This window comes from Paenibacillus sp. SZ31 (assembly GCF_012912005.1).
In the GTDB taxonomy this organism is placed as follows: domain Bacteria; phylum Bacillota; class Bacilli; order Paenibacillales; family Paenibacillaceae; genus Paenibacillus.
Genome location: NZ_JABBEA010000006.1, coordinates 144,898 through 156,651, shown reverse-complemented (window position 1 = coordinate 156,651; position 11,754 = coordinate 144,898). Strand labels below are relative to the sequence as shown.

The following is an 11,754-nucleotide window of genomic DNA, read 5'->3' as shown; positions in this document are numbered from 1 at the left end:
ACCGATCAATCCTGGCAATGCCTTGGAACAGAGCAAGGAGGAATACGTTTCATGAAAAAAAGTTACAGGCCAGCTACGATGTGGACGCTGGCTTGTTTTACAGTGGTATCGGTGGTGCTGGTTGTCCCCTGGATTATGTGGCAATCTCAGGCCCCGGTTCCGCTTAACATCATGATTATTGACAAGAGCAGACCGGACGAGTCCTACCAGGGACACAAGGGATTGGTCTGGCTGCTGAATCAGCAAAAGATCGTACAGCAAACCGGGGAACACTATTCCTATGAAGAGGATTATTACGGCTATGATCTTCAGGACGGCCTTCCTCAGATGAAACGATTAATGCCTGATGAGGTGACGGACACGGATCTGATCTATCTGACAGCGAATCGGAGTAGTCTGTCTACATCCAAGAATGAACGTAGACAAGATGGAATCTATGAAGGCTTAACGATCTATGATGTGCAGAAAATTCGCGAGGCTGCTTATAAAGGCGTAACGATTGTTGCCGAATACAGTGCATTGGCGAATACGGCTTCCAAGATGACAAGGGAGCAGCTATACCCCATCTTGGGCGTGAATAGCAGTGGATGGCAGGGGAAATCGGTATCTAATCTGCAAAGTATAGAAGAAGTACCCCGTTGGGTTCGCACGAACTATGAGCAGCGGGAGAAGAAGAAATGGCCTTATCGCGGCGCTGGTATGCTGCTGGTACATATGGATGGACAGGTCATGGTGCTGGAGAAAGGTTCGGATGTGAAGACAGGCAAGATACAGGTTGCTTTCACACAGGAAGGCAAGGAGTGGTGCGGCATAACCCAGGATATTCATTACAGTGGCTGGTTCGATATCATTGTGCCGCAACAGAAGAGTTCCATACTGGCCTGGTATAGGACGGATCTGACGGAGACAGGTGAACAGAAGCTGGTGGATGCAGGAATTCCCGCGGAATTTGCTGCATTGGTCCAGTACGACGACTATAACCGGTCGTATTACATGGCAGGATCATTCGGAGAGATGAAGCATTATTCATTTTGGCGCCGAATTAGGGGATGGGAAGTCGTCCGCTCCAAGCTTACGCCGGATCAGAAAGAGATTCCTGACATGTTCTACTGGAAGGTGTACGTGCCAGTGATGAAGCATATTTTAGAGGAAGTGCAGGAAAGTCGGCAGCAATGGCCGTAGAATGGTTATAAAAACGTTCGGCTGGAGAGTAGACAGCGAAAGTCCGTTCTACTGGAGTGAGGAACGGGAGATGTACATAGTAGAGAAGCGCGTAGATGGGATGTACCATTACACGACAACGTAAAAAGGACTGCAGCGGATCTGCAGTCCTTTTTCGTGATGTAATGCATGGTTACTAGTTTCCGTGAAGATGCCGGAGTCCGTGCAGGAATGCGGATACGGTCAGACGTAGACTTTCGTCCGGATCAAAGTCCATGCCGAAGCCGCCTTGTGCCTCTATAGAGGCAAATCCATGGCAGAGGCTGCGCAAACCACGAACGGCATGCAATGCTTCCGCTTCGGTTAGTGGGTAGGGCTGCAAGCTGTGCAGCAGCAACTCCAGCGTGGCTGTGCTGGCCGCGGCGAGCTGTGGCTCTTCGCGGTCCGGGGCATGAAATGAGGCTTCGTAGAGCCCGGGGTGCTCGCGGACGAAGCCAATGTATGCCGCGGCGATGGCCTGAATGGCATCATCGCCAGTGCGGTCAGCGATAGCCGCAGTTAATGCGTGGCTAAGCTGTTGTACGGACATCAGCGCCATATCCTGGCGAAGCCCGGGCAGTCCGCTGATGTGGTTATAGAGCGACGGTGAGCGCACATCCAGCCGCTGGGCCAACGCGGCCAGTGTCAGCGCCTGAAAGCCGTCGCTGTCAGCAAGCTGGGTGGCGGCGCTAAGCAGAGCGCCGCGATCCAGCCCTTGCCGGGGGCTCATCGTTGCCCCCCGGCAAGACCAAGCCGCTGCTGTGCATCAGCGGCTGCCGCGCGCATGGCGGCCGCGGGCTGGCGCAGCATCCGTCCGTGGCCTACAGCCAGCACGGACGGTTCCAGCTCCGCCAGGCGCTTCGCGCTGGCCAGAGCCGCTTCGCGGTTCCACGTCGCCAGCGCGGGGAACGGGAAGAGCGGGCGCACGCGGCCGGATACAGCGAGGCCGCCTTGCAGCTGGTACGCATCGCCAGCGATAAGCACGCGGCTGCGCGTATCCATGAAGGCCATGTGCCCTGGCGTATGGCCTGGTGAGGCAATGGCGACCAGTGATCCAATCTGGTCACCGTCATCCAGCAAGTGGTCCGGCTGGGTACGCACCGCTTTGGGTTTGGGCACGCCGCCGCGTACCGGGGTCTGTGGCTCACTTGGAAGCAGAGAGGTATCTCCCGCCAATAGCCGGGCATCCCGTCTGGAGATGAAGAACTCCGCTTGGGGCAACGCCTCCTTGAGGCTATCCAGTGCACCAATATGGTCGCTATGCGCGTGAGTCAGAATCATTTTGGTAATGGGTTTGCCAAGGGAAAGGGCAGTTGCCAAAATCCCCTTAAGACTGAACGGCATTCCGGCATCAATCAGGGTTAATCCATCTTCCTCTTCAACAAGATACACGTTCACAGGGAAGAGCTTGGGAAGGAATGTAACTTGAACGACATCAAACTCTCGGGTAATACGCATCGATAAATCCTCCTTAAAACTAATGATATTAGTATAATAACTAATGGCATTAGTTTTAGCAATACCTATGGTTTATTTTGTTTCAATAAAAAAAATTTTAAATAATGATGCACTTTACAAAAAAAGCGTTTTCAAAATGAAGATTACCGATTATAATAATCACGTAAGCCCTTTCATATGTCTATCTTATTGGAGCCCTTCGCCTAGCGAAAGGCTCACTTTTTTGTTCTTTTTAGATTAAAATGCAGATGGAATGTGAATCCTGGTCAGATTGTATATAGAGCTGTAAGTATTGGTATAACAGGAAAAATCACGTTTGGTCTCCAGCTTGGGTGAAAGTTGACAAACATAACTGTTATTCATATAATGACAGTTATACTTACCTTGGGTTGAAGTTCATCGGTGTTGTATACCGGGAAGGGAGTAAGTTATGAACAGCGAATTTACCATAGCGGTGCATTGTCTTGTTTTTTTATCGATGAGAGATGAGTGTATGGCCAATAGTGAGGATTTGTCCCAAAGTGTGGGTACGCACCCGGCCAGAGTCCGTAAGGTACTTAGTGTTCTGCGCAAGCATGGTTACCTGACAACCAAGGAAGGTGCTCATGGTGGGTACTTGCTTAGCCGTCCAAGTGAAGAGATCAAGCTTGGAGAATTGTACAGACTGGTAGCTGGTGGTTCGCTCGGTCCGAACTGGTGCTCAGGGGAGTCTGGTTCATCGTGCGTGGTATCTTCCAATATGCAGGATGTGATGGGGAACATTTATAACGGAGGCGAAGAGGCGCTCAGCGCTTATTTTGATCGTATATCTATACAGGATGTGAAGCAGCGTATAGGTCATGGGGAAGAATGCACTTTGTCGTTGAATGGATTGCCTACGAATGAGAAGTCCTGACGATTCCACAACCAATGGTCCTTCATGATATGGCCTTGGTTTAGTCAGGCAGGGTGGACAGGTTATGGCATGGGCGTATGCTCCGGTGAAAGATCAATTGATGGTTCCAGGCGATTCCGGGCATAACGTGAACACAGATGGGGAGAGATCGTCTGCGCTGATGTTATTTTCGGAAGGTAAGTACTTGGTGGAGTTAACTTCAAGATTGCCTTGCGAACGTAAAAGAAGAACAAACAAAAAAAGAGTTTGGGGAGTGGAACACATGTCAGGCATTGAAAAAAATGAAACACTTCGCGTCATTAGCGAACGCCATGCTGTCAAAAAGTACGAAAAAGGTTTTGTATTGCCTGAGGCTGATCTGAATGCGATCTTGACAGCGGCTTCTGAAGCACCATCTTCATGGAACCTGCAACACTGGAGATTCCTCGTGATTGAATCCGAAGCAGACAAAGCGAAATTGTTGCCAGTTGCTTACGGCCAAAGTCAAATCACAGATAGTTCAGTTACGATTGCTGTTCTTGGTGATCTGGAAGCGAACCGTAACACGGTAATCTACGATCAAGCTGTTGAAGCAGGTGCATTGACTGCTGAGATTCGTGACGCATTGGTTGGACAGATCAACGGTGCTTACCAAAGCGCGCAAACAGCTCGCGATGAAGCGATCCGTAACGCATCCTTTGCTTCCCAGAACATTATGCTTGCTGCACGTTCCCTGGGTTACGACACTTGCCCAATCGGTGGATACAATCCACAACAACTGATCGAAACATTCAACATTCCTGCACGTTTCGTGCCAACGTTGTTGATCACTGTAGGTAAAGCTGCACAGCCAGCTCACCCGTCAGGACGTTTCTCATTGTCCGAGGTTGTTGTTAAAGGTTCTTTCTAAGTTAAAAGTACATCTGATGCTTGCATCAGCGATATAGGTATACAAACAGCCGCACTTTCCTGTTGAGGGAAGGTGCGGCTGTTTGGCATATTGGGGTTGTATAGAAAAGCCCACTCACGGTGACTCCAATCGATCGGATTACCACTCAAGTGAGTTCTTAGCTTCTACCATGAAATGATTACTTCTCAGGTGTTTCCGGGATTTGTGGTGCATGGAACGATTCCATGTACTCGATTGCGTTATACATCATCACTGCTGCTTCGGCGCGAGTAATCGTTTGTTTGGGATTGAAGTTTCCGTCGGCATCCAGTTCATTGATTTTGAGAACGAGTGAACGCTGAATGGCACCTTGATACTCTGGGGTAAGTTCCTTTTCGTCGGTAATGTCCACAGGTTTGATATTGATCATCGGCAGACCGCCTTTGGCCTCGATGCCTTGCATCAGGAACAACGTGAATTGTTCACGAGTAAGCGGTTTGGACGGATCGATATCCTGTGAGATCTGAATGCCATTATATTGCGCGCGGATAAATGCATCACTGTACCATACGCCATCTTTTACAGCAGAGAAGTAGTCACTTGGTACCGGCATTTTGATAAAACGAATCGTGTCCAGATTCAGATTCAGTCCGTCCGCAATCAGTTGAATGCCTTGAGCGGTATTTAACTCCAGTTCAGGTTTGAACAAGCTGTCACTCACACCTTTGATGAATCCATCCTGATGGAGAGATTCAATTTTGTCTGCTCCTGCAATACCTTGAATATCCGTGAATTGGGCCTGCGCAGCGTGGATTGGACCTGCTCTTAGAGAAAGCGTGAGCAGAGCTCCCGCAGTTAATGTAGCAAGAATATTTTTCTTCATTTCGAATTCGCCTCACTTTTCCAGGAATGATCCCTTTATATAAAAGTTATTTGCCCCTATAGACGACCCTACTGTTCAAAAGGTTGCTGTAATTTCCCAATAGAATGGACGACAACAATTCTGAAAGAGGGAAGTGAAGCACTGTGAAGGTACTGCCTCTAACCTTTGGATTTATTTCGATAATCCGTGGGGGAACGGCCCATCATTTTGCTAAACAGACGAGAGAAGTAGTACGGGTCCTTGAATCCAAGCTCGGAACTGATCTGCTTCACGGTCCAATCGGTAAAATCCAGATAGCGGCACGAATGCTGGATCTTAAGCCGCAGGAAATAATCGATGGGCGAATGTCCTGTAGCTTGTTTGAACAACTGAGAGTAATGGGGGACAGAGAGCCGGGCGTGTGCCGCCAGTTCCTTGAGAGTGATTCCGTTCTCCAGATGCTTCAGCATATATTGAACGGATTGTTCAGCCGCACGTTTGCTACTAATGACCCCGCCATCTGTTCCTGACGTCTCCGGCCCATAAGCGAGCATACCAAGCATATAACCGATAATCTGGGAGGCGTATGTCATCGTCTGCATGGAGTAACCCGTCTCTAGCGCGCCGTAACATTCATGGAAAAGCTCAAGCCATTTTTGAGCCTTAGCCGGTGGCATGGTAGAAATATGATGGGTTAACAAGGGTTCTATGTAGGACAAAGCATGTTCCCCGCGCAGATGAATCCAGAAGATGCTCCATGGTTCGGCTGCGTTGGCTCCGTACACATGAGGAACATGTGCAGGCAATATGATGAGGTTTCCCGGGCGGACATCATATGTCTTGCCGCCATCCATCGTATACCAGCCTGTGCCTTCGGCACAGTACATGAGAATGTGTGATTCACAACCTTCGGGACGGTCACGGTAATGATGCTCTGCTTCGTGAAAGTAACCGATATCGGTAACATATAATCCGGACGTGACCGGATAAGCTGCAGCTTCTTGCAGCAGCGGGTCCGGAAGTACAATGAGTTTTTGCATACGAAATCCGTCAGATTTACGCTGTAGGGGAGGTCTGTTGTTAGGTCTCATACTTTGTATTATGGTGAGAGGGGATAAGAGAGTCAATGACAGATATGAGAGCGCTCACCGAGGTTGTACTCGATTTAGAAAGCCACGTTACAGGAAGTGAAGCAGTTGCCCGTGAATTGGGTAAGTACATACCAGTGGGAAGAATCTGACCAATGAATATATAGGACAAGGGAGAGATTAGATATGGAAACAGTCACAACCCAGGAAACGCTTTTCTATACAGGTACGTATGCTTCAGCAGATGAACCAGGAATATTCCTATGTGCATTGAATGCGGATACAGGAGAGATGCGAATCGTCAATCACATGGAGGGTGTAAGTAATCCTTCTTATCTGGCGTTATGCCCGGATGGAAACTGTCTGTATGTGGCGAGTGAGACGGACGAGGGAGAGGTGCTGGTCTATCGCAGAGATGCAGCAACGAGTGAACTGCACTTAATGGATCGAAAGCAGACCAGAGGGGCTTCTCCATGTTATGTGTCTGTCTCCAAGGATGGTCAGTGGGTATTCACATCCAATTATAGCAGTGGCAGTGTCAATGTATTCCCGGTAGGCGATCAGGGTACGCTCGGTGAGATGAGTGCATGGGTGGAACACACGGGAAGTGGAATTCACGAAGAACGTCAGGAAGGGCCGCATGCACACTCCATTCAGCCAGATCCGTCCGGACAGTATGCTGTCGTATGTGACCTCGGTCTGGATCAGATCATTGTGTATCGCTTGGAAGAAGGACGTCTGGTTACCCATCGTGAAACGGATCAGCCAGCAGGCGCAGGGCCAAGACATCTTGTATTTCATCCCAACTCGAAGTGGGCTTATGTAATCAATGAATTGGACAACACGGTTACAGCATTCCTGTACGATGAGCGTAGAGGGGAGTTTACTACGGTGCAGCACATCTCGACACTTCCAGAAGGGCATAAAGGAGAGGGTACGGCTGCGGACATCCGTGTATCTCCATGTGGTCGTTTCCTGTATGCATCCAATCGGGGAGATGACAGCATCGTGCTCTATCATATTGATCAGGAGAGCGGTGAGTTGGAAGCCGTAGAGTGGACGTCTACGATTGGGCAGACACCGCGTAACTTCAATATTTTGCCTGGGGGGATTCTATTGGTGGCGAATCAGGACAGCAATAACCTCGTAAGTTTCCAGATCAGTGAAGAAGACGGACGTCTGACGCATAACGGGTTCAAGCTGGAACTACCTCGTCCGGTATGTATTGCACCTGTGGTATAAGTTGTAATACGGTGAAGTTAACGTGGAATATTACATCTGAAAAGTGTTCCAGAAGCTGTGAAATCATGGAGAAACACATGGTTTTACAGCTTTTTTTAGTCTTTTTATATGATTAACTTGAAAATAGTGGCAATTATCACATTTTTTTATTGACCATCGTTCGAACGTTCATTATGATCAGAATATATGGTGATAAAACCTAAAATCTGGATGTTGCACGAAGGGTGGTGCTTTCCTTGGAACCTGCAAATTCAATTCGGGAGCAATTAACCCAGTTTATTGATAAGAACAGCATGACGCTCTCCCGATTCTCGGAAGGATCTGGCATTAATACAGGCACAATTAGTCGTATTTTACATGGGAATCGTCCGATATCCGTGAGTCAATTGATTGCGATCTCATCAGGAATGGGCGTGGCAGCGGATCATTTTTTTGCCGACTATGTGGAAGAGTGTTTCGCTTATTCCGTATCCATGCGGCGAATCAGACCGTTTATTCTCCTGAGTGCGGAGCTGAATCGGCTGGACTGCATTGAGCAGATTCTTCATCGGCTACTGGACGACCTGGATTATGCGACAGAACTATTTGAGATGGCAGAACAGTTATTTGAACGAAATCAGCGATCTGCGGCGGCATTGTTATATAAGAGTGTGAGTGAAGTCGAGAAATATCAGCATTCCGAACGACTTGCGATGTGTCAGTATCGGTTGTTTTTAATTGGACAAGGAGAAAACTTGGAGGACAATCTAAGGACGGCTATCTTGTTCGAGCCCTATGTAGACCGGTTGGATGAGGGCTACCAATTGGATGCGCTGAAACATTTGATTCATGTGTTTATGGCAGTTCATAAATGGGATAAAGTGGATGGTTTAGCGCAAGAGATGTACAAGTTGGCGAAGATTTTTTATGAGTCTAAGCACCTTTCTAGACGAAAGGAACACCATGAAAATCACACCGAACGTCCACTCTATACTTATATTTTATATGCTTGGTTGATTCGATCCACAGTGTATGAGGAGTATGGAGATTATAAAAAAGCTTTGGAGTTTGTATCGTTGTATGCATATGGACAGGGCTGGTTACAGGAACAGGATGAAGAATCGGAGCGCATACAGCAACAATTTGGGGAATGGGCTACAGCTAATACCTATCTTTATCGAATGTTATCCGGAGAAAAGGAGATCGTTCACGAATACGCGGACTATATTTCGAAGTATCCAGATGAGATTTTTTTAGCTTTACGTTACATGATTCAGGCAGCCAATCAGTTTGATTGGAACATTGATGACATTTTGAATCGCTTCTCCGAACATACGCCTCTACGTACCTACAAGACTGAGTTTGGCGATTATAATAAACGTATCATTAATGAAAGTTATGCGCGGTTTTTAAGTGATCTGGGGATGTACCAACTTAAGAGAGATCGTAATGATGCAATGAATCTTATTCTTGAAGGATTGCAAATGTCAGTTAAAATAAATAGTGATCGAAATATTATTACATGTATGACATTATTTGAGCAGTACAGAGATCAAGCTGATTCAGAAGCAAAACAGAAATTCAAATCCTTATCAAGTGAGGTGCAACGGCTCAATGCGAAAAAAAACGTCTTTGTTGCTAACCATTTTTAGTGTTACAGTTACAATCTGCCCAATCATTTATGCCTTAATGGGCCACGGAGCAGGCGGAGTGTAAATTATGAATTCATTCAAAAGAGAACGAAGTCGGAGGAGAAATCCTTCGGCTTTTTTATGTACGAACCATTTAATTACTAAATTAGACCTATAGATGGAATTATATGTTTAATTTAAAATGAATATATTAAAGCGCTTACATATAAGATGGCGCTACAAGGGCATCGGGCTTACCAATACAATTGGGGAGGCAATTGTTTATGGGAAATCGATCATCATTGTGGAAGCGCACATTACGTACAGCCGGAGTATCGCTGCTGAGTTCCGCGTTACTGGTCACTTCGCTTGGATTGGGCAACCCGTCAGTAACACATGCAGCGGGAGCAAGGCAGATGGAATATCTGGATCGCGGTGTGGTGGCTGTGAAGACCGGGGCAGGTGTGTTTGTCAGTTGGCGGCTTCTGGGAACGGAAGGATCGAATGTATCGTTTAACGTCTATCGGGATGGAACCAAGGTGAACGCTACGCCCATAACAAACAGCACCAACCTTCAGGATGCAAGCGGGACAAGCAGTTCCAAATATACGGTTCGCGCTGTCGTGAGTGGAACGGAGCAGGCTGCTTCAGCGGTAGCAAGCGTATGGGGTAATAACTATCTATCTGTACCGCTCAGTGTACCCGCAGGTGGGACAACGCCCGATGGAGTAGCCTACACCTACAGTGCCAACGATGCCAGTGCAGGTGACCTGGATGGTGATGGTGAGTATGAATTGATTGTGAAGTGGGACCCTTCCAACTCCAAAGATAACTCTCAGAGCGGTTATACCGGGGAAGTGTTTATCGATGCCTACAAATTAAACGGAACACGCCTCTGGCGGATTAGTCTGGGCAAAAATATCCGTGCGGGTGCTCACTACACCCAGTTCATGGTGTACGATCTCGACGGTGACGGCAAAGCCGAGGTCGCGATGAAAACAGCCGATGGCACCAAGGATGGCACTGGCGTGGTCATCGGGGATGCAAGCAAGGATTACCGCAATTCCAGCGGTTATGTGTTGTCTGGTCCCGAATTCCTGACGGTCTTCAATGGACAGACTGGCAAAGCACTCTCCACAGTGAACTACGAACCGGCGCGTGGCAATGTATCCAGTTGGGGGGATAACTACGGCAACCGGGTGGACCGATTCCTTGCTGCCATTGCTTATCTGGATGGGGAGCGGCCAAGTCTGGTCATGGCGCGTGGGTACTATACCCGCACAGTGCTCGTGGCTTATAACTGGCGTAACGGACAGCTGACCAAGCAATGGACGTTTGATTCCAATACCTCCGGTAACTCGGGCTATGCCGGGCAGGGCAATCATAATCTGAGCGTGGCGGACGTGGATGGGGACGGGAAGGATGAGATCGTCTATGGCGCCATGGCGGTAGATGATAACGGGCAAGGATTGTACACGACAGGACTTCATCATGGCGATGCCATGCATCTGAGTGACCTGGACCCGGACCGCCCTGGACTTGAGGTGTTTCAGGTTCATGAGACACCATCTAATGCGGGAGTAGAGTTCCGTGATGCAGGTACAGGCCAGTTAATCTGGGGTGTCAAAACAACGAAGGATATTGGACGCGGCATGGCGGCAGATATTGATCCAAGATATAAAGGTGCTGAAGTGTGGGCAGACGGCAGTCTGTATACAGCCAAAGGGCAGAAAATCGGGACAACCCTGCCTTCCTCCACGAATTTTGGGATCTGGTGGGATGGTGACCTGCTCCGTGAACTGCTGGACAGCAACCGAATCGACAAGTGGAATTATGCCAATAGCACAACAGTGAACCTGCTCACTGCATCCGGCGTTTCTTCCAATAACGGAACCAAGTCTACACCGAATCTGCAGGCTGACCTGTTCGGGGACTGGAGAGAGGAAGTGGTGTGGCGGACGAATGACAGTTCGGCGCTGAGGATCTATACGACAACAGCAGTTACGGACAAACGCATCTATACGCTGATGCATGATCCGGTGTACCGTCTTGGCGTCGCTTGGCAAAATGTAGCCTACAATCAACCACCGCACACTGGCTTCTATCTGGGAGAAGGCATGAGCACACCACCGGTACCCAACATCCGGTATGCAGGCAGATGAGGAATGGACCAGGCATGGCGGTCCAATTCCGTTCATATTTACAATAGACAGCGAAGTATGGAATTCGCTGAAGGGAACAACGGACGATGGTTCGTTGTTCCTCTTTTTTTGCCAATAGCGCAGAAATACGGTAAAAATCGGAAAAAACGTTTGACAGGTATATAGACTGCCTTTATTATACGTATATAACTTACTAAACAGGTAGGAATAATAAAAATGAATCTGTTTTCAATGTGAAAGCGGTCATTTTACAGACACATGCAACAATGCAACCTGAACAGAATAACGTTCTCACCGTATAGACGGAGGAACACCGCAGCGCATCCTTTCCAGATGGAGCATGCACGGCCTTAAGCCGGCATGACTTTA

At 48.2% G+C, this 11,754-nt stretch carries 10 protein-coding genes; 6 read left to right on the top strand and 4 right to left on the bottom strand.

Annotation, left to right across the window (positions count from 1 at the left end):
* Nucleotides 1-51: 51 nt before the first annotated feature.
* Nucleotides 52-1,182 (top strand): hypothetical protein, encoded by a 1,131-nt coding sequence (locus HF638_RS14435; protein WP_169480821.1) that lies wholly within the window; start codon nt 52-54, stop codon nt 1,180-1,182.
* 175 nt (nt 1,183-1,357) lie between these two features.
* On the opposite strand, the gene HF638_RS14430 is transcribed toward HF638_RS14435, so the two are convergent.
* Both HF638_RS14430 and HF638_RS14425 read right to left on the bottom strand, forming a co-directional pair.
* Nucleotides 1,358-1,930: a TetR/AcrR family transcriptional regulator gene (locus HF638_RS14430; RefSeq protein WP_169480820.1), complete on the bottom strand. Its 573-nt coding sequence runs from the start codon at nt 1,928-1,930 to the stop codon at nt 1,358-1,360.
* Nucleotides 1,927-2,658: an MBL fold metallo-hydrolase gene (locus HF638_RS14425; protein ID WP_169480819.1), complete on the bottom strand. Its 732-nt coding sequence runs from the start codon at nt 2,656-2,658 to the stop codon at nt 1,927-1,929. Before HF638_RS14425 ends, HF638_RS14430 begins: the two co-directional genes overlap by 4 nt.
* Nucleotides 2,659-3,088: 430 nt before the next feature.
* Between HF638_RS14425 and HF638_RS14420 the strand changes: the two genes are divergently transcribed.
* Together HF638_RS14420 and HF638_RS14415 are read left to right on the top strand one after the other, a co-directional pair.
* Complete coding sequence (locus HF638_RS14420) at nt 3,089-3,553, top strand: RrF2 family transcriptional regulator (protein WP_169480818.1); 465 nt, start codon at nt 3,089-3,091, stop codon at nt 3,551-3,553.
* Nucleotides 3,554-3,815: 262 nt separating this feature from the next.
* Nucleotides 3,816-4,442 (top strand): nitroreductase family protein, encoded by a 627-nt coding sequence (locus HF638_RS14415; protein ID WP_169480937.1) that lies wholly within the window; start codon nt 3,816-3,818, stop codon nt 4,440-4,442.
* A gap of 178 nt (nt 4,443-4,620) precedes the next feature.
* Here HF638_RS14415 and HF638_RS14410 read toward each other — a convergent pair whose 3' ends face one another.
* Entirely contained in the window at nt 4,621-5,304 is a 684-nt protein-coding gene (locus tag HF638_RS14410) for an S-layer homology domain-containing protein (RefSeq protein WP_169480817.1), read from the bottom strand.
* 158 nt (nt 5,305-5,462) lie between these two features.
* Nucleotides 5,463-6,323 (bottom strand): AraC family transcriptional regulator, encoded by an 861-nt coding sequence (locus HF638_RS14405; RefSeq protein WP_169480816.1) that lies wholly within the window; start codon nt 6,321-6,323, stop codon nt 5,463-5,465.
* Nucleotides 6,324-6,557: 234 nt separating this feature from the next.
* Between HF638_RS14405 and HF638_RS14400 the strand changes: the two genes are divergently transcribed.
* The 3 genes from HF638_RS14400 (at nt 6,558) to HF638_RS14390 (ending at nt 11,385) form a co-directional block, all read left to right on the top strand.
* Nucleotides 6,558-7,613, top strand: a complete 1,056-nt coding sequence (locus HF638_RS14400; protein ID WP_169480815.1) for a lactonase family protein — start codon at nt 6,558-6,560, stop codon at nt 7,611-7,613.
* Nucleotides 7,614-7,849: 236 nt separating this feature from the next.
* On the top strand, nt 7,850-9,244 hold the full coding sequence (locus HF638_RS14395) for a helix-turn-helix domain-containing protein (RefSeq protein ID WP_248278141.1): 1,395 nt from the start codon (nt 7,850-7,852) through the stop codon (nt 9,242-9,244).
* Between the two features lie 263 nt (nt 9,245-9,507).
* The gene (locus tag HF638_RS14390; RefSeq protein ID WP_169480814.1) at nt 9,508-11,385 is read left to right on the top strand and encodes a rhamnogalacturonan lyase; all 1,878 of its coding nucleotides are present in this window, start codon (nt 9,508-9,510) and stop codon (nt 11,383-11,385) included.
* The last annotated feature ends 369 nt before the right edge of the window (nt 11,386-11,754 follow it).